The sequence below is a fragment of the Chryseobacterium gambrini genome (genome assembly GCF_027920505.1).
GTDB classification, from domain to species: Bacteria; Bacteroidota; Bacteroidia; order Flavobacteriales; family Weeksellaceae; genus Chryseobacterium; species Chryseobacterium gambrini.
Window position 1 is genome coordinate 3,339,764 of record NZ_CP115857.1, and the last position, 25,900, is coordinate 3,365,663.

24 protein-coding genes are annotated in these 25,900 nt (G+C 36.3%); 17 read left to right on the top strand and 7 right to left on the bottom strand.

Annotated features, from left to right (window positions below; translation table 11 throughout):
* Nucleotides 1-4: 4 nt before the first annotated feature.
* Both recJ and PFY09_RS15370 read right to left on the bottom strand, forming a co-directional pair.
* Complete coding sequence (gene recJ / locus PFY09_RS15365) at nt 5-1,717, bottom strand: single-stranded-DNA-specific exonuclease RecJ (protein ID WP_076391922.1); 1,713 nt, start codon at nt 1,715-1,717, stop codon at nt 5-7.
* Nucleotides 1,718-1,815: 98 nt separating this feature from the next.
* On the bottom strand, nt 1,816-3,438 hold the full coding sequence (locus tag PFY09_RS15370) for an ABC-F family ATP-binding cassette domain-containing protein (RefSeq protein ID WP_076391924.1): 1,623 nt from the start codon (nt 3,436-3,438) through the stop codon (nt 1,816-1,818).
* Between the two features lie 205 nt (nt 3,439-3,643).
* On the opposite strand from PFY09_RS15370, the gene smpB reads away from it, so the two are divergent.
* The 5 genes from smpB to PFY09_RS15395 all read left to right on the top strand — a co-directional run bounded on the left by smpB (nt 3,644) and on the right by PFY09_RS15395 (nt 8,359).
* Entirely contained in the window at nt 3,644-4,102 is a 459-nt protein-coding gene (gene smpB, locus PFY09_RS15375) for an SsrA-binding protein SmpB (protein WP_076391926.1), read from the top strand.
* Between the two features lie 77 nt (nt 4,103-4,179).
* Complete coding sequence (locus PFY09_RS15380) at nt 4,180-5,670, top strand: OmpA family protein (protein WP_076391928.1); 1,491 nt, start codon at nt 4,180-4,182, stop codon at nt 5,668-5,670.
* 94 nt (nt 5,671-5,764) lie between these two features.
* Nucleotides 5,765-6,505 (top strand): YebC/PmpR family DNA-binding transcriptional regulator, encoded by a 741-nt coding sequence (locus tag PFY09_RS15385; protein WP_271160265.1) that lies wholly within the window; start codon nt 5,765-5,767, stop codon nt 6,503-6,505.
* A gap of 58 nt (nt 6,506-6,563) precedes the next feature.
* On the top strand, nt 6,564-7,391 hold the full coding sequence (locus PFY09_RS15390; protein ID WP_271160266.1) for a UDP-2,3-diacylglucosamine diphosphatase: 828 nt from the start codon (nt 6,564-6,566) through the stop codon (nt 7,389-7,391).
* Nucleotides 7,388-8,359 (top strand): glycosyltransferase family protein, encoded by a 972-nt coding sequence (locus PFY09_RS15395; RefSeq protein ID WP_271160267.1) that lies wholly within the window; start codon nt 7,388-7,390, stop codon nt 8,357-8,359. The genes PFY09_RS15390 and PFY09_RS15395 overlap by 4 nt, the downstream gene beginning before the upstream one ends.
* Here PFY09_RS15395 and PFY09_RS15400 read toward each other — a convergent pair.
* Nucleotides 8,348-8,638: a GNAT family N-acetyltransferase gene (locus PFY09_RS15400; protein WP_076394996.1), complete on the bottom strand. Its 291-nt coding sequence runs from the start codon at nt 8,636-8,638 to the stop codon at nt 8,348-8,350. The genes PFY09_RS15395 and PFY09_RS15400 overlap by 12 nt on opposite strands.
* A 49-nt stretch (nt 8,639-8,687) precedes the next feature.
* Complete coding sequence (locus PFY09_RS15405) at nt 8,688-9,044, bottom strand: helix-turn-helix transcriptional regulator (RefSeq protein WP_271160268.1); 357 nt, start codon at nt 9,042-9,044, stop codon at nt 8,688-8,690.
* A 126-nt stretch (nt 9,045-9,170) separates the two neighbouring features.
* Between PFY09_RS15405 and PFY09_RS15410 the strand changes: the two genes are divergently transcribed.
* The 3 genes from PFY09_RS15410 to PFY09_RS15420 all read left to right on the top strand — a co-directional run bounded on the left by PFY09_RS15410 (nt 9,171) and on the right by PFY09_RS15420 (nt 10,961).
* The gene (locus tag PFY09_RS15410; protein ID WP_271160269.1) at nt 9,171-9,482 is read left to right on the top strand and encodes a hypothetical protein; all 312 of its coding nucleotides are present in this window, start codon (nt 9,171-9,173) and stop codon (nt 9,480-9,482) included.
* A gap of 12 nt (nt 9,483-9,494) precedes the next feature.
* Nucleotides 9,495-10,289 (top strand): GLPGLI family protein, encoded by a 795-nt coding sequence (locus PFY09_RS15415; protein ID WP_271160270.1) that lies wholly within the window; start codon nt 9,495-9,497, stop codon nt 10,287-10,289.
* Between the two features lie 165 nt (nt 10,290-10,454).
* Nucleotides 10,455-10,961: a hypothetical protein gene (locus PFY09_RS15420; protein WP_108410657.1), complete on the top strand. Its 507-nt coding sequence runs from the start codon at nt 10,455-10,457 to the stop codon at nt 10,959-10,961.
* Nucleotides 10,962-11,779: 818 nt separating this feature from the next.
* On the opposite strand, the gene PFY09_RS15425 is transcribed toward PFY09_RS15420, so the two are convergent.
* Nucleotides 11,780-12,520, bottom strand: a complete 741-nt coding sequence (locus PFY09_RS15425) for an RDD family protein (RefSeq protein ID WP_108410658.1) — start codon at nt 12,518-12,520, stop codon at nt 11,780-11,782.
* A 27-nt stretch (nt 12,521-12,547) separates the two neighbouring features.
* Here PFY09_RS15425 and PFY09_RS15430 point away from each other — a divergent pair, with 27 nt between their 5' ends.
* The 9 genes from PFY09_RS15430 (at nt 12,548) to PFY09_RS15470 (ending at nt 21,256) form a co-directional block, all read left to right on the top strand.
* Nucleotides 12,548-13,531 carry a stage II sporulation protein M gene (locus PFY09_RS15430; RefSeq protein WP_076395006.1) on the top strand — a complete coding sequence of 328 codons (984 nt, stop codon included), beginning with the start codon at nt 12,548-12,550 and terminating at the stop codon, nt 13,529-13,531.
* On the top strand, nt 13,518-14,477 hold the full coding sequence (locus tag PFY09_RS15435; RefSeq protein WP_271160271.1) for a DUF4013 domain-containing protein: 960 nt from the start codon (nt 13,518-13,520) through the stop codon (nt 14,475-14,477). Before PFY09_RS15430 ends, PFY09_RS15435 begins: the two co-directional genes overlap by 14 nt.
* Entirely contained in the window at nt 14,470-15,264 is a 795-nt protein-coding gene (locus PFY09_RS15440; protein ID WP_271160272.1) for a DUF4129 domain-containing protein, read from the top strand. The genes PFY09_RS15435 and PFY09_RS15440 overlap by 8 nt, the downstream gene beginning before the upstream one ends.
* Nucleotides 15,265-15,276: 12 nt before the next feature.
* The gene (locus tag PFY09_RS15445; RefSeq protein ID WP_271160273.1) at nt 15,277-16,434 is read left to right on the top strand and encodes a hypothetical protein; all 1,158 of its coding nucleotides are present in this window, start codon (nt 15,277-15,279) and stop codon (nt 16,432-16,434) included.
* Nucleotides 16,435-16,524: 90 nt separating this feature from the next.
* On the top strand, nt 16,525-17,556 hold the full coding sequence (locus PFY09_RS15450) for an AAA family ATPase (protein ID WP_076395014.1): 1,032 nt from the start codon (nt 16,525-16,527) through the stop codon (nt 17,554-17,556).
* A 17-nt stretch (nt 17,557-17,573) separates the two neighbouring features.
* Nucleotides 17,574-18,698 carry a transglutaminase domain-containing protein gene (locus tag PFY09_RS15455; RefSeq protein ID WP_271160274.1) on the top strand — a complete coding sequence of 375 codons (1,125 nt, stop codon included), beginning with the start codon at nt 17,574-17,576 and terminating at the stop codon, nt 18,696-18,698.
* Nucleotides 18,699-18,716: 18 nt separating this feature from the next.
* Complete coding sequence (locus tag PFY09_RS15460) at nt 18,717-20,039, top strand: DUF58 domain-containing protein (protein ID WP_271160275.1); 1,323 nt, start codon at nt 18,717-18,719, stop codon at nt 20,037-20,039.
* A gap of 66 nt (nt 20,040-20,105) precedes the next feature.
* Complete coding sequence (locus PFY09_RS15465; protein ID WP_271160276.1) at nt 20,106-20,822, top strand: phosphodiester glycosidase family protein; 717 nt, start codon at nt 20,106-20,108, stop codon at nt 20,820-20,822.
* Between the two features lie 8 nt (nt 20,823-20,830).
* Nucleotides 20,831-21,256 (top strand): OsmC family protein, encoded by a 426-nt coding sequence (locus PFY09_RS15470; protein ID WP_271160277.1) that lies wholly within the window; start codon nt 20,831-20,833, stop codon nt 21,254-21,256.
* 76 nt (nt 21,257-21,332) lie between these two features.
* On the opposite strand, the gene PFY09_RS15475 is transcribed toward PFY09_RS15470, so the two are convergent.
* Nucleotides 21,333-23,009: a T9SS type A sorting domain-containing protein gene (locus tag PFY09_RS15475; protein ID WP_271160278.1), complete on the bottom strand. Its 1,677-nt coding sequence runs from the start codon at nt 23,007-23,009 to the stop codon at nt 21,333-21,335.
* A gap of 244 nt (nt 23,010-23,253) precedes the next feature.
* A complete protein-coding gene (locus tag PFY09_RS15480; protein WP_271160279.1) occupies nt 23,254-25,869 on the bottom strand; it encodes an MGH1-like glycoside hydrolase domain-containing protein in 2,616 nt (871 codons plus the stop codon).
* Between the last annotated feature and the right edge of the window lie 31 nt (nt 25,870-25,900).

Here is a 25,900-nt window from a genome sequence, read left to right on the forward strand (position 1 = left end):
ACTTCTAATCCCTGAATTGTACATCTTTAATATTCAGATAATGTGTGACATTTCCTTTCCAGTGATTTTCTTCCAGTGTAAAGGCTAGATCAAAATATTTATTTCTGAAATCATCGGCAAACTGTCCTAATTTGAAGCCTACACATTCTATATTTCTTCCGGTGGACTCCTGCTTAATGTAAAATTTAAGATGATTATTATCTTTCCCCATTGTTTTAATATACCCCGAAATTTTCTGATTGGTTAAGGTAAGAATCGGTTTCATATTGTGAGGTCCGAAAGGAGCTAATTTTCTGTGGAAATTGATAAATTCTCTGTTAATTTCATCAATCTGAATTTCCGAGTCAATCGTAATGGATGGCTCTTTCTGATGTTCTTTGATTTTTTCAGAGACAACACGTTCAAACTTTTCTTTGAAAGCCGCAAATTTTTCTTTCTCCATGGAAAGTCCTGCTGCAGCGTGATGCCCTCCGAATTTTAAGAAATATTCCGAACACATATCCAGTGCTTCGTGAACATCAAAATCCGAAACGGATCTCGCCGAAGCCACCATTTCCCCATTATTTCCATCGGTGAAAACAAGGGTTGGTTTGTAATAGGTTTCAATCAGTCTTGAAGCTACAATTCCGATCACCCCTTTATTCCATTCCGGATGATAAACGATGGTAGTATATTTTGTTTCCTGCTGAGATTCAATAACCTGATTCAAAGCAGAAAGAGTAGAATTCATATCCAGTTCACGCCTTTCATCATTAAGATTCATGATGTCGCTCACAATCTGGTGGGCGTGTTTCAGGTTATCCGAAACCATAAGCTCAACGGCTGCTTTTCCGTGCGAAATTCTTCCGGCAGCGTTAATTTTAGGCGCAATTTCAAACACAATATTTGAAATTTCAAAATGAGAAAGTTTATCTTCGGGAATTAATAATCTTAATCCTAAATTTCTCGTTTTTCGAAGGGTTTTCAGTCCCATTTTAGCCAAAACCCTGTTTTCTCCGGTCATCGAAACAATATCTGCAGCAATGGAAATGGCGAGAAGATCTGTTAATTCAAATAGTTCTGCTTCAGGAAGTTTATAAATCGTATTCAGTCCCTGACAAAGTTTAAAACCTACTCCGCATCCTGAAAGTTCCTTGAAAGGATAACGGCAGTCGCTTCTTTTCGGATCCAGAACGGCAACAGCATCGGGAATTTCTTCGCCGGGTAAATGATGATCGCAGATGATAAAATCGATATCCAGACTTTTGGCATAGCTGATCATATCTAATGCTTTGATTCCGCAGTCTAAAGCGATAATCAAAGAAAAGCCGTTTTCTTTGGCAAAGTCGATTCCTTCGGTGGAAATTCCGTATCCTTCAGAATTTCTGTCGGGGATATAGTAATCTAAATATTTTTTCTGAACAATTTTGCTGAGGTACAGATACATCAGTGCAACGGCAGTTGTTCCGTCCACGTCATAATCTCCGTATACCAATATTTTTTCTCCATTCTCAATTGCAGTGGCAATCCGCTCTACAGCTTTTTGCATATCTGCCATTAAAAACGGACTGTGAATGTCGTTAAGGTTGGGTTTAAAAAATTCTCTTGCCTTTTGATAATTGTCAATTCCTCTGAGAACGAGGAGTTTAGATTCAAAAGTTCCAAAACCAAGAGACGAACTTAATCCATCCACAATTTCCTCATCGGGTTCGGGCTTGTAAATCCATTTTTGACTCATTTCACAAAAATAGGGAATTATAATTTAAAAGAAAAGTTTATTATTGAAGGGGAAGTGTTAAAAAAAACCGTTCAGCAGTTGAACGGTTTTTAAATATTTTAAGAATACATTTTCTCTCTTAATTCTTTTACTTTCTTATCAGCAAGATATTCATCGTAAGTCATTTCTCTGTCGATAATTCCGTTTGGAGTCAGCTCGATGATTCGGTTACAGACTGTGGAAAGCATTTCGTGGTCATGAGAAGCCAATAGAATATTTCCTTTGAAGTTAGACAGTGAGTTGTTCAATGTCGTGATACTTTCAAGGTCTAAGTGGTTGGTTGGTTCATCCAATAAAAGAACGTTAGCTTTCTGAAGCATCATTCTGCTGAACATACATCTCATTTTTTCACCTCCTGAAAGTACTTTACAGGATTTTAAAGCTTCATCACCGGAGAAAAGCATTCTTCCTAAAAATCCTCTTACGAATTCTTCATGACGCTCTTCATCATTTTTGGTGAATTGTCTTAGCCAATCAACCAAACTTAAATCTTCCTGAAAGAAATTTGTATTATCTAAAGGCATATGAGACTGGTTTGTAGTAACTCCCCAAGCAACAGCTCCTTTGTCTGCTTCTACGTTTCCGGCTAAAATTTCGAAAAATTCAGTGATAGCCAATGAATTTTTAGACAAAACAGCAACTTTATCACCTTTTTTAAGGTTTAAATCGATGTTTGAGAACAATAATTCTCCGTCTTTGGTTTTTTCAAGACCTTTCACATCCAAAATCTGATCTCCCGCTTCTCTTTCCATTTCGAAAATAATGGCTGGATATCTTCTTGAAGACGGTTTGATATCATCGATGTTTAGTTTATCAATCATTTTCTTTCTCGCAGTAGCCTGTTTCGCTTTCGCAACGTTTGAGCTGAATCTTGCAATGAAGTCCTGAAGTTCTTTCTTCTTTTCCTCCGCTTTTTTATTAGCCTGAGCTCTTTGTCTCGTTGCTAACTGAGAAGCCTGATACCAGAAAGAGTAGTTACCCGTGTAAAGATTTAATTTAGCATAATCCAAGTCACCGATGTGCGTACAAACCGTGTCTAAGAAGTGACGGTCGTGAGATACAACGATTACGGTGTTTTCATAATCTGCTAAGAAATCTTCCAGCCAAGAGATCGTATCGATATCAAGGTCGTTCGTAGGCTCATCCAGAATAAGTACATCCGGATTTCCGAAAAGCGCCTGAGCCAAAAGAACCTTTACTTTGTCTTTGTTCTCAAGTTCGCTCATCATTTGCCAGTGCATATCATCTTTAATACCTACGTTGGAAAGCATGGTCTGTGCATCAGATTCTGCAGTCCATCCTCCCATTTCATCGTAGATGACGCCTAATTCTCCGGCTTTAATTCCGTCTTCATCAGAGAAGTCTTCCTTCGCGTAAAGCGCATCCATCTCTTCTTTTATCTCGAATAATTTCTTGTTACCTCTCAAAACCGCTTCAAGCACAGTAAATTGATCATAAGCAAAGTGATCCTGCTCCAGAACAGACATTCTTTTTCCAGGTTCCAAAGATACGTGTCCTGTTGTCGGGTCCTGCTTTCCTGTTAATATTTTAAGGAATGTAGACTTTCCTGCACCATTTGCTCCGATAATTCCGTAGCAGTTTCCTTTTGTAAACATAATGTTTACCTCGTCAAAAAGAACTCTTTTCCCGAATTGTAAAGATAAGTTAGATACTGTTAACATATAGTTTTGTAAATTTGCCGCAAAAATACGAAAAGAATTTGGGTATTTCGCAATAATGTAATAGTCAGGTTTTTAAATGTAGCGTATTTTTTATATATTTCAATAGCTAAATTTAATAAAATGCAGAAAATTAATTCACGAAAAAATTAAATTCAACTGCAACCTTATTAAATTTTTACATCTTATAAATACATACGAATTTAACATGAAGATCGAAAAAACAGTCAATATATTCAACCGAAGAGCCAGATTTGAGTATGAAATTCTGGAAGAATACGAAGCGGGAATGGTTTTAACGGGTACAGAAATAAAATCTTTACGTTCTTCCAAAGCATCTATTGCAGAATCGTTCTGTCAGTTTATTGATGGGGAATTGTACATCATTAATATGATGATCGACGAGTACAAATTAGGAACTTTTTACAATCATAAAACAAAAAGGGAACGGAAATTGCTCTTGCACAAAAAAGAGTTACAAAAATTAGAAAAAAAGTTAAAAGATGCAGGGAACACTATTATACCTCTTAAATTATATATCAATGACAGGGGAAAAGCAAAGGTTCTCATAGCGCTGGGTAGAGGTAAAAAACTCTTCGATAAAAGGGAGAGCATAAAAGATAGAGAAAATAAACGAAACCTCGACAGAATATTAAAGAAAAGTTAAAAATCATCTGAAAAACTTTGTATATAAAGAAAAATTATATTTATTTTGCATTATCAATTATTTAATCATTTAATTCTATGAAAAATCTAAAATTAGGAATTTCAGCATTGGCACTTACTGTTGCTTCTACTGTGTTCGCTCAGACTACCAACAATCCGTGGTTAATCGGGGTTGGTGCTCACGCGGAAAACCATATGGCACAGAGAACAAACTTCAGTAACACGTTCTCTGCTAATAATTTGACGAAGACAATGTTCAATATGAACAACTTCTCTATTACTCCGCCATTATCAAAACTTACTGTAGCTAGGAACATCGGTAAAGGTTTGGTAATCGACTGGCAGACTACTGTTGGAAATGTTGAAAACAAAAGATTCAACATGGGTAAAGAGTTTATGTTGATGACAGGTTTAGGTTTCCAGGCGAAGGCTGCAGGTCTTCTTTGGAACGAAGAATCTTGGTTTGATCCATATTTAAGAGTTGGTGCTAACTATTTAAGACACGACTATACTTCTCTTACTTTCCCTAGAACGGATGCTAACGGAGAATATGTTACAAATGGTGACAACGGAAACGAAAGCGGTAAAGCTAACTTCTTTACAGTTGCTACTGGTGCAGGTGCTAACTTCTGGTTAACTAAAAACTTCGGTTTAGGTATCCAAGGAGATTACGTATCAACTCCGGGAGACAAATCTAACGTTGCTAACTTCTGGCAAGCTTCAGCATCTTTAAACTTTAGATTTGGTAACAGAGATAGAGATAAAGATGGTATCTTAGATAAAGACGATTTATGTCCGGATACACCAGGTTTACCAGAATTCCAGGGATGTCCTGATACTGATGGTGATGGAGTTCCAGATAAAGACGATCAATGTCCAGAAGTGGCTGGTCCGGTTGAAAACAACGGATGCCCTTGGCCAGATACTGATGGTGACGGTGTAATCGACAAAGATGATGCTTGTCCTACAGTTGCAGGTCCTGCTGAAAACAACGGTTGTCCTTGGCCAGATACAGACGGAGACGGAATCTTAGATAAAGATGATGCTTGTCCTACTGTTCCAGGTCTTCCAGAATACAACGGATGTCCTAAGCCTAAAGCTGTGACAGCTAAAACTGTTGAAGAAAAATTAGGAAGTGTATTCTTTGATTTCAATAAAGCTACTATCAAAGCTGAGTCTAAACCAGCATTAGATGAAGCTGCTGATCTAATCAAGAAAGATGGTGGTAACTATCTATTAGAAGGTAGAACTGATGCTAAAGGATCTGAAGCTTACAACTTGAAACTATCTAGAGAAAGAGCTGCTGCTGTAGTTGCTGCTTTAGATGCAAGAGGTGTAGATGCTAATGCTCTTAAATCAATTGGTGTAGGTAAAGCTAAAGCTACTGTACCTGCAACGGCTTCTGATATTGAAAGACAAGTAGACAGAAAAGTAGTTGTAACTGCTATCGAAGATGCGGCTCAGTGGAATGCTCTTAAGAAAAGAGACTACGAAGATCCAACTCCGGTAAAAGTAATCAAGAAAAAAGCTCCAGCTAAGAAAAAAGCTCCAGCTAAAAAGAAAAAATAATTAAATTTTTCTAAATATAAATACCTCCAGTTCTCTGGGGGTATTTTTTTTTCGTTCACTTTTAAGTAATTTTGTTGAAAATTAAAAATATAAAATGGGAAGAGCGTTTGAATATAGAAAAGCATCTAAAATGGCCAGATGGGACAAGATGGCTAAGACTTTTTCTAAAATAGGTAAAGATATTGCATTGGCAGTAAAAGCAGGAGGTCCTGATCCGGAATCTAATCCTGCACTAAGAAGATGCATCCAGAATGCGAAAGGTGCAAACATGCCGAAAGACAACGTAGAAAGAGCGATTAAAAAGGCAAGTGGTGCAGATGCAGAAAGCTACGAAGAAATTACTTACGAAGGTTACGGACAAGGCGGAGTTGCATTTTTCGTAGAATGTACTACCAATAACCCTACAAGAACGGTTGCCAATGTAAGAGCTATTTTCAATAAGTTTGATGGTAATCTTGGTAAAAATGGAGAATTAGCTTTCATCTTCGACAGAAAAGGAATTTTCACGATCGATTTAGCTCAAATTAAAATGGATTGGGACGATTTTGAAATGGAAATGATTGACGGCGGAGCAGAAGACGTAGAAAAAGACGAAGAAGAAGTAATGATTACAACGGCTTTCGAAGATTTCGGTTCTTTATCTCACAAGCTTGATGAATTAGGAATTGAGGCAAAAAGCGCAGAACTTCAGAGAATTCCGAACAATACAAAAGAAGTGAACGAAGAGCAGTTCAAGGCAAATATGAAAATGCTTGAGCGTTTCGAGGACGATGATGACGTGCAAAACGTTTATCACAACATGGAAATTACAGAAGAGTTGATGGAAACTCTCTAAAAAAATAATATAACATTCATATACAGTTAACTTTCAAGTAGTTTCTTTGCATAAAACTATGAAAAGAAACGTCGAATTAGTTGTTATATCGGATGTTCATCTGGGAACTTACGGATGTAAGGCTAAAGAATTACTGCGATATCTTAATTCTATTCAGCCTAAAACTTTAGTTTTGAATGGAGATATTATCGATATCTGGCAATTCAAAAAGTCTTACTTCCCTAAACCCCATTTAAAGGTCATCAAAAAGATATTGTCCTTTGCCACAAAAAACACAGATGTTTTCTACATTACCGGAAATCATGACGAGATGTTCCGGAAGTTTACCGACTTCCAATTGGGTAAACTTAAAGTCTGTAATAAAATCTGTTTAGACATAGACAATAAAAAAACATGGATCTTTCACGGAGATGTGTTTGATGCCTCTGTTCAGCATTCGAAATGGATTGCTAAACTGGGAGGAAAAGGCTACGATTTATTAATTGTGATTAATAATGTTGTCAATTGGTTTTTGGAGAAAATGGGAAAAGAAAAATATTCATTTTCAAAAAAAATTAAAAACAATGTGAAGAAAGCGGTAAAATACATTGGGGATTTTGAGCTGACTGCCTCCGAACTTGCCATCGACAATCATTACGATTACGTAGTTTGCGGACATATTCATCAGCCACAGATTCGGGAGGTGATTAATAAAAAAGGTTCCTGTACGTATCTTAATTCCGGAGACTGGATCGAAAATCTTTCCGCACTGGAGTACAATAATAACGAGTGGAAGATTTTTTATTATGACGAACATAAAGATTTTTTAAAAGATGATACCGCAGAGGAAATTCAGGAAATCGATAGTGATGAGCTTTTAAAAATAGTAACCAACTTCAGCCAATGAAAATTTTATACGCCTTTCAGGGAACAGGAAACGGACACGTCGCACGCGCGCAGGAAATCGTTCCGATCCTGAAAAAATATGCTTCTGTCGATACACTTATCAGCGGACATCAGTCGCAGTTAAAGGCTGATTTTGATATTAATTTTAAACACAAAGGCGTTTCCCTTCTTTATGATAAAACAGGCGGTTTATCCTATCGGAAAACGTTTACAGACAATAGTTTTTTAGAAGCCTTCAAAGCGATCCGCGAAATTGAGCTTTCTCAGTACGATTTAGTCATCAACGATTATGAACCTTTAACGGGATGGGCTTGTAAATTTAGAAAACATCCGATGATAGAACTCAGTCATCAGGCTTCCATGTTGTTTAAAGAAACGCCGAAACCGGAAAAAAAAGATTTTTTCGGGGAAATGGTGCTGAAATATTATGTTCCGAGTGAAAGAAGAATTGGTTTCCACTTCGAAAATTATCATCCTCAGATAAAAAAACCGGTCATCAGAAGGAAAATCCGAAACCTGAATCCCAACAAAAAAGGTTTTTATCTGGTTTATCTTCCGAGCTTTTCAGATGAAAATATCATTAAAGTTTTAAAGCAGATTCCGGTAGAATGGAAAGTTTTTTCCAAATATTCCAAATTGCAGTTTAAGGAAAATAATGTTGAAATTTTTCCGATTGATGAAATTCAATACTTAAAAGCATTTGAAAACTGCGATGGTATTCTCTGCAATGCAGGTTTCGAAAGTCCCGCAGAAGCACTTTTTATGGATAAAAAACTGTTCGTAATTCCTATTCATAATCAATATGAACAGGAATGCAATGCATGCGCTTTAGACAAGATGGGAATTCCGAATTCTAATGTATTGAAGCTTGAAGAAATACAGAATTGGGTAAATTCCGATCAGCATCTGAAAGTAGATTATCCGGATGATATTGAGGAAATCTTGGTGAACGAAGTGTTAACGCTGTAAAAAAATATCTTCCACGTCCTTCATTCTCATCATCACAGATCGCGCGTAAGAACAGTGCGGATAGACTTTCCAGTTGTTTTCGCGGGCAAACTTTATGGCTTCTTCTACCAGATATTTTCCCATTCCGCGACCTTCAAATTCGGGGTGAACCAGAACGAAGGAAATAATGAATTTGCTGTCTTCGGGGAAAATAGTGTACGTTAATCTTCCGATTTCTTTTACTTCATTATTTAGAGTAATGACTCCGCCGTTTCCCGATTTATTATTTTCAAATCTCATAACTTAAACTTTTATGAAGTGTAAAATACAAAAACTGCACCGCGAAAGGTTATTTGTATTTTGCGATTTCTGCTTTTAGTGTTTCAATCTCTGCTTCCAGTTTATCGATGTATTTCTTCTGAGATTCCCACAAAGAAAGCGGAATGTTGTAATTATTGGTATTAACAATTCCATTACCTGTAGAATTGTCGTTAAAAATAAAAACTAAACTCTCTTCATTTTCATAAACCTCTTCGAAAGGAACTTCCAATACTTCTGCAATTTTCTGGCATTCCGATAAAGAAATTTTTGCCGTTCCCTTCTCTCTTCGGTTGTAGTTGGAAACATCCATAGAAAGGATGTCTGCCATTCTTTCCTGGCTGATGTTTCTTCTTTTGCGGGCTTCGATGAGTTTTGTTTTTTCCATTTCTGTAAAGTTTAGTGTAAAGATAAATTTTTTGCGAAAAATCGCAATAAAATCGCAAAAAGAAAATTATATTTAATTGTACTAAATTTTTATTTTTGATCTGTTTAACAAATGAAAAAAAAGCAGATGAAAAAATTATTTTTAATTGCAACCGTCTCTTTTGTAGGATTTTTAAGTGCAAAAGACACGGAGGAAAAGAAACCATCCAAGCAAACAGAAGAGACCAAAACTGAAAAATGTGAAAAGGAATCTACTCCGCAGCAGTATTGCCAATCTTATCTGATGGTAGTTTGGTGTAATTCTAGCGCAAATGCCGTAGATACGGTTTGTTATGAACTGGGCGATGCAGATTCCAAAGCACATGCCTATGCCTGTATGAGAGAAAACGGAGCTTTGTACAATGAATATGTTTGTGGTTCGCCTGATTATGGTGGTTAAAATTTTTAAATGATGTCTAAAAAGTTATATCTATTTTTCATATTATTTTGCAATAATTTTTTGTTTTCCCAAAAAGCGGACAGCTCTTATATTGAATGTAAATATTTAGTTACCTTTTTAATTGATACAGCCAATATTAAAACTCAGAAAAAAGAATTTGCATCTTTATTAATCGGCAGGAAATCGTCTATTTTCAAAAGCAATCAAAAAGCATTTGCAGATTCTTTAGGAATTAAAATGATTGAAAAAAGTATGAATAATCCTGTTGATGGACAGGTTGTAATCAATGCTTCTGCTCTTCCTTCGGCTAAATTTAAACCGGAAGTTTTTTATAGTGATGGAAAAGTAACCATTTATGATAATATATCAAGAGATGGATATCGCTATGATCTCAATAATAAAATAGAGTGGAAGCTGGAATCTGGATCGAAGATAATACAGGGCTATCAATGTAAAAAAGCTGTATGTAAATACAGAAAAAAAATTATGATAGCATGGTATACAGACGAAATTCCAATTCAGGAAGGACCTTACTCCTTTAAAGGATTACCAGGTTTAATTTTAGAAATATATGATGATAAAAATTATTTTAATTTTTCTTTAGTTGGCTTGAAAAACACTAAAAAACCTATCGAATCTTTACCCAATGGTATTGATACAACTTACGAGAAGTTCTACAAAAAAAGAAAAGAAAGAATGGATGATCCTTTAAGTTCATTTTTTGGAACTTTCGGAAAACTTCCGCCAAAAGGAAGCGAAGAAGCCATCATCAGGAATATTAGAAATATCAATAATTTTTTAGACTAAATTTAATTAAACAAAAGAGGGCTTTCTAAAATTTAGATGCCCTCTTATCATTTCACAAAGATTCACATTGTAAGATTTCTACAGTTTACAAAGCAAAATCTAATGAATAGGGAACAGAATATCTTATTGAAATTCTGAATAATATTAACATTATAAAAAACTAAAATGCCGGAAAGATCAAATTTAAATTATTTCGCTTATCATTTCTTTTGGCTTCCTGTAACGGTGGGAGCATTGTATATTTCCATTCAGTATTTTGTGGTGTACCATCTTCTGAATTTTGGACATTATGATATTCTTTTTACCATAACATCCTGTTTGCTTCTGTCGTTTGTAAATTTAGGTTTTGCTCTGATTAGTAAAGAAAGAAACCAGTTTGTAAAAGATTTTTCAGAATACGTTATCATTTTATACCTCTCGTGTATGTTGTCTTTTTTCATTCATTTTTGCAGGTTCAATTTTGGAACGGTAAGGCGTTGCGCTTTAGATATTGATATTTCAGAAGTGAAAAATATGCATGATGTGGCGATACTTTTTACATCCGTTATCAACATCATTTTTCTTTCCGTCATCCGTAGATATGAACTCAAAATTAGAGTATTGCATTTTGTTCTGTTTATTTTGGCGATGATTGCTCAGTTCTTTTATACACGTAGTTTTAGAATGATATAAATAAGATTAATGCTAAATTTTATTTTTTTTTTGAATACTTTTTGTTGATTGTAAATATCGATTCACTCAGAAAAGGCTTTGATTCTTGAAAAAGGTTTTTAAGTTTTTAGTTTTTTCAGAATCATCCGCAAAATCTGAGTGATTTTTTAGACACTGCTCTGTCATTTCGACGAAGGAGAAATCTATTAAATATAATCTTAAAGATGCTTTCAACATGACAAACTTTGTTCAGGATTATCTAAACGCAAAGTTTTTTCTTTTGAGAATGAATATATTTAGGGAGCAAAGTGAAGGCAGATTTCATCTGCTAAAAAGCGCGCTTCATCATCCGTCTGCGACGGAGTTTTAATGAGGTGAAAACTTTTTTCTTTGCGTTTAGATTGCAGTTTCTAAATCAAATTAATAAAAATTATTTGACGAATTTTACAAAATCATCCGCAAAATCTGCGGGAGTTTTATAAACAGCTCTGTCATTTCGACGAAGGAGAAATCTATTAAATATAATACTAGAGATGCTTTTCAGCATAACAAACTTTGTTCAGGATTATCTAAACGCAAAGTTTTTATTTTGAGAATGAATATATTTAGGGAGCAAAGTGAATGCAGATTTCATCTGCTAAGAAGCGCGCTTCATCATCCGTCTGCGACGGAGTATCTTTGCTTCTCTTTAATGAGGTGAAAACTTTTTCCTTTGCGTTTAGATTGCAGTTTCTAAATCAAATTATTTGACGAATTTTTCAGAATCATCTGCTAAATCCGCCAGATCTGCGGGAGCTTTTATAAGCAGAGTGGTTTTAAAATATTTTAAAATCGTCTTTCTAACTGTCTTTCCCCGTATAATAATTGTAATCCTTAATAACAACCCCGATGAACTGTCTTTCCGTCATTTTGGTAGGATCTACTTCCAGTTTCAGAATTCCTTTAATTTTATCGGAAAGTTTGCTGATGATTTGTCGGTCGTCCACTCTTAAAGCTTTCAGATAATTATCTTTAATGATTCTCATATCATTATCGCTTAAAGCAATGACCTGCGGAAAAGTAGGAACATAATCTTCTTTAATGTTTTCCAGAATCGTATGCGAAATATTGATGTTGTTTTTTAAGGAAATAACGGCGGTTCCCGATGCAATATCTCCCAAACGCTGGTTGTTTTTGGAAACAATGGCAGAGATAAGACCAATAATAGAAATATCGATAATCCTGAAAACCCAGCGAATCATGTAATCTCCGAATCCCGCCTGATAACCGTCGATTTTCACCACACGGATTTTCATGACCTTCTTTCCCGGAGTCTGTCCTTCCATCAGGCTTTCCAGAACAAGCGGATAAATCGCAGTCGGGAAAAGAAGAATGCTGTAAATAGCAATAATCGACCACTGATCCAGCCCATCCATCACATATCCCAGATTCAGAATATTGAAAAAAAGATACAGAATAGCGATGGTGTACGCAATTTGAATAAGAAGATCGATAATATAAGCAAGAAGTCTTTCTCCAACACCCGCAATGTTGAAATTAATATTTACATTTTGTGAAGTATTTATCGCGATTTGAGACATTATTTTTATTATTTTAGCCTTACAATTATGAGAGAAGTTTATTTCATTAAACAAAATAAAGAAAAATGGTTGGGAATAGAACAGGTTATTCAGGGGAAAATTAAAAAAAATCCTGATGATCTCTCTTCGCTGTACATCAACCTCGTTAACGACCTTTCTTTTGCACAGACGTATTACCCGAAAAGTAATACCACGGTTTATCTTAACCATTTGTCTGCACAGATCTTCCAGAAAATTTATAAAACCAAAAGGGTAGAAGAAAACAGGTTTCTGCATTTTTTCAAAACCGAAGTTCCTTTGCTGGTGTACCAGTACAGAAGGTATTTGGGATATGCTTTTCTGTTCTTTACATTATTTACCTTAATCGGTCTGCTTTCCGGAATTTACGATAAAGATTTCGCCAAAGTTATTCTGGGTGAAGAATATGTGAACCAGACGATTGAAAACATTAAGGCAGGAAATGCGGTAGGAGTTTACCAGAGCGGTTCTACATGGGGAAGTACGATCGGGATTATTTTCAACAATATAAAAGTTGGTGCAAGACTGTACATCTACGGAATTGCAGGCGGAGTAGGAACTTTGTGGGCATTGCTGAACAACAGTGTGATGCTCGGCTCTTTCCAGTATTTCTTTTATGATTACGGCGCACTGAAGGACAGCGCAAGAGGAATCTGGCTTCACGGAGTTTTTGAAATCTTTGCGATGGTAGTGGAAGCCATGTGCGGTCTTATTCTGGGAGCCTCTATTTTATTTCCGAAAACACTGTCCAGATTTAATTCTTTCAAAAGCGGATTTAAAGATTCATTCAAAATATTCCTTAGTACTGTTCCTTTCACCATCTGTGCAGGAATTATTGAAGGATATGTAACAAGACACGCCCTGAAAATGCCTTTAATTTTAAATTTAATTATTATTTTCGGGTCTTTGGCAATCATCGGGTTTTATTACTGTATTTATCCGTCTGTTGTCAGCAAAAAAATTAATAACCAGATTCAGGATGCAGTTTTATAAAAAGAGAGATTTCGGAAGTTTCATCAGCGATACTTTTGCTTTTTTCAAATTATACGGTAAGAATTATTTTAAAAATTTTATTCTGCTGAACGGCTTGCTGCTTATTTTAACCGTTGTTGTGATGGTGGTAGGATTCAGAGAATTCTTCGGAGCCATTTTCGGGTCTAATATGAGCGGACAGAGCTATTATTTTGAACAGTATTTTCAGGATAATTTAGGACTGATTATCATCGCGGGAATTGTACTTTTTGTGCTTTCCACAGCTTTAATGACGGTTAATCTGCTTTTTCCTGTATTTTATGTAAAAAGAGCTGCGGAAGGACAGAAAGAAATAAAAACAGACGATATCATCAGTGATTTTAAAGTGAACTCTAAAAAAGTTTTCATTGCCTATTTCGGGCTTACCTTTTTGGTAATGCCGATTGCAACTGCTATTTTCGGATTCTCTTATCTGTTGGTGTTTTTTTTCATTGGAATTTTTCTGCTGCTTTTTATCCTGCCGAATTTATTCAGCATCATCACCTTTCTCTGCTACGATTATTTTAACGGAAATAAAGGTTTTTTCGAAAGCCTAAGTTATGCCGTAAGATCCCAGTTTTCTTATCCGAATGGCAGAGAAAAATCTCCCTACTGGAAATATTGGGGAGCAACCATTATTTTGGGACTGCTTTTTTATATTGTAAGCGGATTTTTATCCGGAGTTCCGATGATTTTATACATTCTTAAACTTTCAACAACCGCTCCGGATGGGAATTTTGAACAGAATCCTTTCTCCGGAAATTTCGGAATTGTTATATTCTTTATCTACGGACTTTCAACATTGGTCTCAACCATATTAATGAATGTTCTGTATGTAAATTCAGGATTGATGTATTACGACAGCCGCACCGATCTTCATCAGAAAATGGAACTGGCAGAAATAGAAACAATAGGAAATAATGAATAGGCTTCTTCTTTTACTGCTTTTTTTCAGCTTCGGAACTGTTTTTTCTCAGCAGCAGGACGATCTGCCTCCTGAAGAAGCAGTTTTTATAGACTCGATAGAAACGGGACATTACAGGAATATGTACCGTGCAGATTCTGTATTGTATAAAAATCCGGTAACGGAAAACACCGTTTATCCTAAAAAATTTAAAGACAACATCCCTTCAAGATACAAAGACAAAGACTTCGATTATACTACGGTAAAACCCAGAATGTCTTTCGGGCAGAAGCTGATGAAGAAGCTCGCAGAATTGTTAGACAGTATTTTCGGGGAAACCGTATTTACAAAATCCGGAAATTTCGCTGGGATTTTAGTGCGTCTTTTTGTGATTGTTCTTGTCGGTTTCCTGCTGTATTTCATCATTAAATATCTCATAGGGAACGGCGGAATTTCATTCTTCGGAAAGAAAAACCGGAAAGTGGATATCCGCGAAGAAGAGCTTCATGAAAATATTCACGAAATTAATTTCCCGGAAAGTATTCTGAAATTTGAAAAATCGGGCGATTTCCGTTCGGCAGTGCGTTATCAGTTTTTATTTGTGTTAAAAAAATTAAGCGATAAGAAACTCATCGTCTGGAATCCGGAAAAAACCAATAAAGATTATGCGGCAGAGCTGAAAGCACTGCACTTAAAAGAAAGTTTTTACGATCTTGCCTATATTTTCGATTATGTCTGGTACGGAGAATTCTCTATTGATGAAGAAAACTACCTGAAATTTAAAAACCAATATCAATCCTTTAAACCGTAATTAATTGTTATCATGAACAAAACTTTCAAAATATATGCTGTAATCTTCGTCGTGGTGATGATTATTCTGGCGTTGTTTGAAGTCAACAAAACAGAAAGTACGGATTGGAGGAAAAATTTCAAGACTTACCAGAAATCACCGTTCGGATTGTATGTTTTTAATAACGAGATCAAAGATCTTTTTAAGAATAAAGTTAAAAAAATAGATCAGACTCCTTATGATTATTATACCCAGAATAAAGAAAAAGGCAGTCATAATATCCTTGTCATCGAGCATGAAGTAGATACAGAATCGTGGAATAAAATTATGGAAGAAGTTTCCAAAGGTTCCAACGCAATGTTGATTATCAGCGAAATGCCGAAAGAAATTTCCGACAGCATCGGTTATTATGATTCTATGATTTCTTTTCAGGATGAAAATGTTTTAAAACTTACCGACACGAAATACCAGAACGATTTCATTAAACTGGATAAATTTCCATCCGGAAGAGGTTTTACTTTCATTAAACCGGGATCTGAAGTCTTAGGAAAGACAGTGGAAAAAAATAATGACGATCAGGCGAATTTTGTTAAAGTAAAATTCGGGAAAGGTTACTTTTACGTCCATTGCGAACCGCTTTTTATTACCAATTACTATCTTCTGAAACCCGGCAATGTAAAATATGCACAGGACGTTTTTTCTTATCTGGATGATAAAGAAACCTTGTGGTTTCTGGAAAGCAATTCGAAATCTTCCCAGTTTCTGCTGAGGTTTATCCTTTCAAACCCTGCTTTAAAATATGCTTGGTGGGTTCTTCTGGGCGGTCTGGCTTTGTTTATTTTCTTTAATGCCAAAAGAAAACAGCGCATTGTCCCGATTGTGGAACCGCTGAAAAATAACTCGGTAGATTTTGTGAAAAGTATCGGAAATCTTTATCTTCAGGAAGGCGATTTCCATGATATGATGTCGAAAAAAGCCCAGTACTTCCTGAACAAAGTAAGAATGGATCTCCTTATCGATACCCAGAAACTGGATGAAGAATTTGCAAAAAAACTCCATCTGAAAACCGGAAAACCAATGGAAATAATTGATGAAGCCATTGGGCTGATTAAAAAAGGGCAGGATCCTTATGCGCACGTAATGAAGGAAGATCTTGTGAGAATGAATAAAATTTTGGATGAAATTATTTAAAAAAATGTAACAATCTGAAAATATAACAGTGCTGTAATTCTCAAGGTACTTGGTAATTGGATGCACTGTTCTATTGATAAATTATAGGATATGGAAAACTTTGAAAACCCAAACATAGAAAACGAATTTTCTATTAGCTTAGATAAAAAAGAAGATCAGTTTCAGTCGAGAATTGATATGATTGAACTTCGTACAAGTCTTGAAAAAGTAAAAGCCGAAATTGCAAAAGTAATCGTCGGTCAGGAAAACATGGTGGAACATCTTTTGGCAGCACTTCTTTCGAACGGTCACGTTCTTATTGAAGGTGTTCCGGGAGTTGCCAAAACCATCACGGCAAAATTACTGGCAAAAACCATCGATGTAGGATTCAGCAGAATTCAGTTTACGCCCGATCTGATGCCTTCCGATATTTTGGGAACCTCTGTTTTCAGCGTAAAAAATTCTGAATTTGAATTTAAAAAAGGACCTATCTTTTCTAATTTCATCCTGATTGATGAGATCAACCGATCTCCGGCAAAAACTCAGGCGGCTTTGTTTGAAGTGATGGAAGAAAGGCAGATCACGATGGACGGAACCCGCTATCCGATGGAAGAACCTTTCCTTGTGGTAGCAACCCAAAACCCGATCGAGCATGAAGGAACATACAGACTTCCGGAAGCCCAGCTTGACCGTTTTCTGTTTAAAATAAATGTGGGTTATCCGAATCTGGAGCAGGAAATTGCCATCATCAGAAACCAGCACGAAAGCAAGCAGGAAGATAAAACGGAGGTTGTCAATAAAGTGATTACTGCCCAGCAACTGAAAAATTATCAGCATCTGGTAAAAGAAATCATCGTTGAATCTCAACTGATGGAGTACATCGCTAAAATTATTATCAACACCAGAGAAAACCAGTTCCTGTATTTGGGAGCTTCTCCGAGAGCGAGTCTGGCTTTGTTAACCGCATCAAAAGCATTTGCAGCTTTAAGAGGAAGAGATTTTGTAACGCCGGAAGACATTAAAGAAGCAAGTTATGCCGTTCTGAGACACAGAGTTATTGTATCGCCGGAAAGAGAAATGGAAGGCCTTACCGCGGATGAAATTATCAGACAGATTTTAGAAGGAATAGAGATTCCAAGGTAGATTTAATTACATGAACTATGAAAATAAACATTATACTTCTTTCAGCTTTTCTGATTTTTGGAGTGAAATTAGCAGGACAGAAAAAGCTACCTGTTATAAAAGCTGTTTCCGAGAATGTGGATATTAAAGTGGATGGAAAAAGAATAAAAAATGCATGGACAATTGTGCCTGAAGAAAAACTGGATGTTTATACGACTTCCGGAAAAAAAGTTACTTTTTACACAGATTCAGATTCCATTTCATATAATTTAAAACCGGGATCCGTATTTGATTTTATCATTTTAAAAGGTAAAGATTCCGCCAGAACGCAGATTAAATATGAGCCTTCAAGACTGGATATTCTTAAAAATGCCGGAAAATATAATTTCTCTGATGATCGCTTTATTCCAAAATTTGCTTATCAGTCTCAGGATAATGCAGATTTAAAAAGAATCAGAAAAGATCTTAAATTGGATTCAATCGCAGGAAATGGAAGTGAGCTTTCGAAGATTTTTAATCTGATGCATTGGGTACATAATCTTGTAAGACATGATGGAAGCAGTGATAATCCAACGCTGAAAAATGCTATTGATCTTATCCGGGTTTGTAAAACAGAAAATCGCGGTGTAAATTGTAGAATGCTGGCAACAATTCTTAATGAATGTTATTTGTCATTGGGAATTAAATCACGTTACATTACATGTATGCCAAAGGAAACACAGTTTGATGACTGCCATGTAATTAATATGGTATATAGCAGCGAACTTAATAAATGGATCTGGATTGATCCTACTTTTAATGCATACGTTATGGACGATAAAGGAAATCTTTTGGGAATTCAGGAAGTAAGAGAAAGATTGGTCAAAGGATTACCATTGGTTTTGAATGCAGATGCAAACTGGAACAGGAATGTATTGCAGACAAAGGAAGCATATTTGGAAAATTATATGGCTAAAAATCTTTATCGTCTGGAAACTCCCGTTATAAGCCAATATGATTCTGAAACATGGAAGAATGGAAAAAGCATAGAATATGTAGAACTTCTTCCTTTGGATGGACTTGTTCAGGAACCACAAAAAAAAATGGTGAAAAATAATCAGACAGGGGTTACTTTTACCAACTATAAAACCAATAATCCTGATCTTTTCTGGACAAAGCCTTAATAGCTGATCTGGTAAAAAATGAAAAACTTATACCTCAATACACGCTTTTTCTTCACGCTCATCGGAGTGGGGATTCTGTATGTTTTCGCTTTTTTCTTTCCGTTACTCATGTGGGTAGCGCACATCGTTTTACTTCTGATTTTTTTGGCAGCAATGGTGGATTATCTTTTTGTTTTCAACAGGAAAGAAGGGATTTCTGCACAAAGAATTTTACCCGAAAAATTATCCAATGGTGATGAAAATCCCGTAAAAGTTGATATTAAAAACAACTATGCTTTCAAAATTAATGTGAAAGTAATTGACGAAATTCCGTTTCAGTTTCAGAAGAGAGATTTTTTAATCGAAAAACAGATTGAACCGGGAAGAAATACATTTTTTCAATATATTCTGGAGCCAAAGGAAAGAGGAGAGTACAATTTCGGCAGTTTAAATGTGTATGTTTCTTCACCTTTAGGTTTTGTCGCAAAACGGTTTAATTTTCAGAAAGATGCCAATTTGCTTACTTATCCGTCATTTATTCATTTGAGAAAATATGAACTGATGGCTTTGCAGAGTGAATTTCTGTTGGGCGGAATCAAAAAAATCCGTAAACTGGGACATACGATGGAGTTTGAGCAGATTAAAGAATATGTTCCGGGAGATGACATCAGAACGATCAACTGGAAAGCGACTTCCAAAACAAACCGATTGATGGTCAATCAGTTTCAGGACGAAAAATCACAGCGTATTTTTATGCTGATTGATAAAGGACGAACAATGAAGATGCCTTTCAAAGGACTGAGTCTTTTGGATTATTCCATTAATGCAACGATGGCTTTATCCCATATCATTCTGAAAAAAGGCGACCGCGCCGGAATGATGACTTTTTCTAAAAAAACAGAAAATAAAATTGCGGCAGAAAATAAATCAGGACAACTGAGAAAAATTTCGGAAGCCCTTTACAACATCAAAACAGATTTCTTTGAAAGTGATTTTAACAGATTATATCAGGATGTAAAATATTCGCTGAACCAGAGAAGTTTAATTCTGTTATTTACGAATTTTGAAACATTGGATGGTTTAAACCGTCAGTTAAAATATCTTCGTGGAATTGCCAAAAACCATTTACTGGTTGTAGTTTTCTTCAAAAATTCAGAATTGCAGACGTTGATTCATAAAAATCCTGAAAGTATGCAGGAAGTATACGACGAAATCATTGCAGAAAAATTTGAGTTTGAAAAGAAACTGATCATTCAGGAACTCCGCAAATACGGAATTTACACAGTCTATACTTTACCGGAAAATCTGAATATTGATGTCATCAATAAATATCTGGAAATTAAAGCGAGAGGGATTTTGTAATTTTTAACAGGGATTTCATTTCAAAATGAACCGCAAAATTTACAAACGATTTAAGCAAAGTTATAAATGACGAAAATTGCATTGTTTATAGTATGTCTCTGTTGTTTTTTATCCTGCGATAAGAAAATAAAACATGAGGATGATTTTGTCATTTTTAAAGTGAATCCTAAAATAGAAAATGTTGCTTTTTACTGGAAAGATGATAACGGAACAATTCTTAAAAGCATTGCTCATTTAAAGAATAAAACAGAGCAGGAAAATAAAGAATTAATATTTGCCATGAACGGCGGAATGTTTGAATCCAATAACTTTCCCAAAGGATTGTATATTGAAAATTTTAAAATCCTGAATAAAACAGATACTTTATCCGGCAAAGGAAATTTTTATCTTAATCCTAACGGAATATTTTACCTCACGAAGAATAACGATGCTGAAATTGTTGAAACAAAAGCTTTCAGAAACAATCCTGAAATAAAATACGCAACACAATCCGGACCTGTATTGCTGATTGACGGAGAAATAAATCGGATATTTAAAAAAGATTCGAAAAATATCAACATCAGAAACGGAGTCGGAATCCTAAAAGATGGAAATATAGTTTTTATAATTTCTAAAACAGAGGTTAATTTTTATAATTTTGCTTCCGTATTTAAAGAATCAGGCTGCGTAAAAGCTTTGTACCTCGATGGCTTTGTTTCCAGAACCTATTGTCCTGAACAGAAATGGATTCAGAACGATGGAGATTTCGGAGTCATGATCGGGGTTACCGAATCTAAAAAATAAATTTAAAAATGAAAATATCACTTAACCGAATCAACGACGATTTTTTATTTGAATGTACCAATTCTCAGGGAAATTCAATCCTTTTGGATAATACGACACAACCCGGCGCAAAAGGAGTTTCTCCGATGGAAAGCGTTTTGATGGCAGTCGCAGGATGCAGCGGGATAGACGTTGTTTCTATTCTGAAAAAACAGCGACAGGAAATCACAGATTTTAAAGCAGAAGTAGAAGGCGAAAGAATTCCTATAGATGATGCAAAACCTTTCAAATCTATAAAAGTTAAGTTTCTTCTGGAAGGAAATATTGATCCTAAAAAAGCGCAGAAAGCAGCTCAGTTGTCTTTCGAGAAATACTGTTCGGTTTCCAAAACTCTGGAACCGAATGTAGAAATAGGATATGAAGTATTTGTAAACGGAGAGATCGCAGAAGCGTAATCTTTACTTACAATATTAAAAACAAATCGCGGGCAGAAATAAATTTCTGCCCGCGATTTTCGTTACCAATGGTTATTTATTTTTTCATGGTTTTCATACTTTTTACAGAACCATCTTTCATGGTTAAGGTCAGAATATACATTCCGGATTTTATTCCTCCAAGGAATAGAGATGAAGAAGGATTTTCAACAGTTTGTACCACCACTCCCGAAGCATCCGTAATTACTGCTTTTTTCACATTTTCAGGTTTTTCAAGATAAAGAACGTCAGCAAAAGGATTCGGATAGGCAATTCTTTCTTTCTCTTTCGCAGTCACCTCACCGGTTGCCAAAACAACAGGCTGAACAGTTACGGTTACCGTAAAAGTTCCGTTATCCACTTTGTTGTAATCTACGCTGCAACCGGAGCCTCCGTAAGTTCTCCATGCTCGCAGATCAAAATTTACCGTTCCTGTTAAGTTATTGGCAATGTTGAGTCCCGTTCTGTTATAAGAAAACGTTCCTCCGTTTGATCCCGATCCTGAACTTACAGATGATTCTGCTGTTCCGTTAGAAGAACATACCAATAAACTTTTCTGTTCAGACATCCATCCGTTGCTTGCCGTTGTCATCGTATAGCTTACATCTGTAGATACAACTTTGTACCCATTCGGAATATTGATAGATACACTTCCTGCACAGTTAGTTGTTGTTGTATTATCCGGTCCCCAGTTGAATTCCGTACTGATATCTCCGCCTGTATACGTTGCAGAAATTTGTCCCGGTGCAAACTGCTTCATTTTCCAGAATCCATATGATGAACCTCCGCAATAGGATCTTACCCAGAAATAATAGGTCTGTCCTGTTGACAAACTGTTCAGAGTAACTGAAGTTCCCGAAGGTACACTTCCTGTAGGCGTTGTACTGGCTGTTGGTGGAGTAGAAGAAGTACTGTAGTAATATTGATATCCCGAAGACGGCGCACTGGAAGGAGCTGTCCAGCTTAACGTCGCTCCGTTCATGGTAGTAACCGCGGTAATGTTGGTAGGCGCTTCGCAGGGATTATAAGAATCTGCTGCAAAAGCAAAAATATTCGGAATACCTCCCGATCCGGATTTGGTTACCGTAACGCTTTTAATGACTCTGGATAAATTTGTAGGATTTATTGATAAAGGAATCTGGTAAAGTCTGGGATCTGTTCCGGAACCGGATTCAAGATTGTTATTGCTGATGTTGATTCTTCCGATTCCCTGAATGGCAAAATTGCTCCCGTAATACCAGTCGGAAATATTGATGCCGGTAAACGTCTGAGAAGTATTGTCTGTAAAATTTACATCCACATCTACGGTACAGGATCCGCTTCCTCCTGTTGCCAACATATACAGGGTGTTTGCTGAAAGGGGGTTGGAAAATTGTAAAGTTCCGTTATCGCCACTGTTTTGCAGCCTTAAAACATTGTTGGAACTGTAAGATGCCAGTTGATAGGAAAGTCCCGGAGTTGAAGAAACTACAGAATTGATAATTCCATTCACAGGCAGTCCGTAAGTAAGTTGCGAACTTGAAGCCGTTAACTGAAAATCTCTTGAGACAAATGCGTAGCTTACGCCATCAACATCATTATTGGTGGAAGAAGCCGATGGACCCACACCGTTGGCGACTACATCTGCATTATATCCGCTTTGAATAAATAAAGGCTGATAATTCTGCGCTTTTAAATGGGTTGTGAATAACGATGAAACTAAAAAAGTTGCAATAGGTAGTAGTTTTACTTTCATGAAATAATTATTAGATTTTATTCTGCTAATATAGTTATTAGGTGTTAAATTAATAATTATTTTTACTTATAAATATTGATTTTTTATATAAAATGCATAAAAATTTATTTTGTACTAATGAGAAAATAGATTTTAGCTATAACCTTTAACATATCAATTGACGGCATTTATGTTATGTGGTGAATAATAAAAAAAGGATATCTCAAAATTGAAATATCCTGTTAAAATTTATGTTTACTTAATATTACATCAACAATCTTGGCTTCAAAAGCTTGGCAACCGTAGCTGTCCATCCTGTCTGATGAGATGCTCCTACACCGCGGCCGTTATCACCGTGAAAATATTCGAAAAAGGTAATGTAATCTTTAAAATTTTCATCGTAGTTAAATTTAGCATTTCCTCCGTTGAAAGCACGTTCTCCATTCTCGTCTTTTAGGAAAATAGAACAAAGTCTGTTGCTGATATCGTGAGCGACTTCATCCAGATTTTTCTTCTCTCCGCTTCCGGTCGGCAATTCCACTTTCATGCTGTTTCCGTAATAGAAATGAAATCTCTGCAAACTTTCTACAATCAGGAAGTTGATCGGGAACCAGATCGGACCACGCCAGTTGCTGTTTCCTCCGAACATTCGGCTGTCACTTTCTGCAGGCGTATAATAAACTACATTTTCAGTGCCGTGAACAGAAAATTTGAACGGTTTTTCTTCATATACCTTAGACATTGCCCGAATTCCGTATTGGCTTAAAAATTCTTTCTCATCAAGCATTCTGGTCAAAACTTTTGTCAGACGGTTTTTTCTCAGAATACTCATCAGATGCTTTCTTCCATGACCTTCCTCTTCCCAGTGCGAAACAAGTTTCGTGAGTTCAGGTTTGTTTTTCAGAATCCAATCCATTCTGGTGGTAAAGTTGGGCATTTTATCCAACAAATGATGATCGATGATTTCCACGGCAAACATAGGAATCAATCCTACAATACTTCTCAGCTTCAGGGAAACACTGTCACCATTCCCAAGCTGAAGCACATCATAGAAAAAGCCGTCTTCTTCGTTCCAGAGTCCTTTTGTGCCTTCACCCAGATTTTCCATGGCTTCGGCGATATAGAGATAATGCTCAAAGAATTTAATCGCCATATCTTCATACACCTGATAATACTGAGCCAGTTCCATGGCAATTCGCATCATATTCAGAGCGTACATTGCCATCCAGCTCGTTCCGTCGGCCTGCTCCAGATGCTGTCCATCTTTTAACACCATATTCCGGTCAAAAGCCCCGATATTATCTAGCCCGAGAAAACCTCCCCCGAAAATATTTTTTCCGTTTTTATCTTTTCGGTTTACCCACCAGGTGAAATTCAGCAGTAATTTCTGAAAAACCTTTTCTAAAAATAAAAGATCAGGTTTGCCGTTTTGCTTTTCATCAATTTTAAATACTCGGAAGCATGACCACGCATGAACGGGCGGGTTTACATCGCTCAGATTCCATTCGTAGGCAGGAAGCTGTCCGTTCGGATGCATATACCATTCTTTTGTTAATAAAAGAAGCTGCCCTTTTGCAAATTCCGCATCAATAATCGCAAACGGAACACAATGGAAGGCAAGATCCCAAGTTGCATACCAAGGATATTCCCATTTATCAGGCATCGAGATGATGTCTTTATTGTGCATATGATTCCACTCCGTGTTTCGGACATAATGGTTGAAATTTCTCGGAGCTTCAAAATTCGGATCGCCTTTCAGCCATTTTCCGACATTATAGTGATAAAACTGCTTGTTCCAGAGAAGTCCCGCAAAAGCCTGTCTTTGCACGTTTTTTTCATCATCATCAGAAACATCATTCTGAATTTCGGCATAAAATTCATCCGCTTCAGCAACTCTGCTGTTAAAGATCTCATCAAATTCATAAAACGGATTCTCCAGTTCATTAGGAGACAATCTGAAATCAAATGTTTTCGATTGTCCGGCTTCAATCACTTCATCAATTAAAAAAGAAGCTTTTGTTCCTCTCTTTTCAGGATTTACGGTGTTGCTTCCGTAGGTGATATAATCGTTGATGCCATCCTTGTAATAAGTATTTCCCGGATAGGGTGTTCCGTATAATTTCGGACTGTTGGTTTCATTATCACAGAAAACACTTTCCGCAGCAATATTTCTTGAATAAAACTTTTTTATTGGAACACTGTCGTGGTTGATGGTGATGCAGCCTTCATGAGAAGCATTGATTTGTCCTTTATATGTATTGTAACCCCATTTCCAGTTATTTCTGAACCACACCGTGGGAGCCAATACAATCGGAGCCACTATATTGCTTCTGTTGCAGACCGTTACTCTTACTAAAATATCGTTGTATTCTGCTTTAGCGTACTCTGTAAAAATATCAAAATATTCATCCTGATCAAAAATTCCGGTGTCGAAAATTTCATATTCCGCTTCCTTTTTACTTCTTTTCCCATTTTCAGAAAGCAGTTCATCATACGGAAACGCATTAATCGGATATTTGTACACCATTTTCATATAGCTGTGAGTAGGTGTATTATCCAGATAATAAAATAGTTCTTTAATGTCTTCTCCGTGATTTCCTTGTGGATTGCTCAATCCAAAGAAGCGCTCCTTCACCATCTTATCTTTTTTGTTCCAGAACGAAAGCGCAAAACAGAAAAGCTGCTTTGCATCAGAAATTCCCGCTATCCCTTCCTCTCCCCAACGGTAGGCATAGCTTTCTGCGTTATTGTGATTGGCGAAATTCCATGCATCGCCGTTTGGGCTGTAGTCTTCGCGTACATTTCCCCATTGCTTATTACTCACGTAAGGTCCCCAGTTTTTCCAGTTTGTGTCTTGTAATCTTTGTTTTTCAGCAATCATATCTCATCATTTTCATTACGAAGTTAGTTTT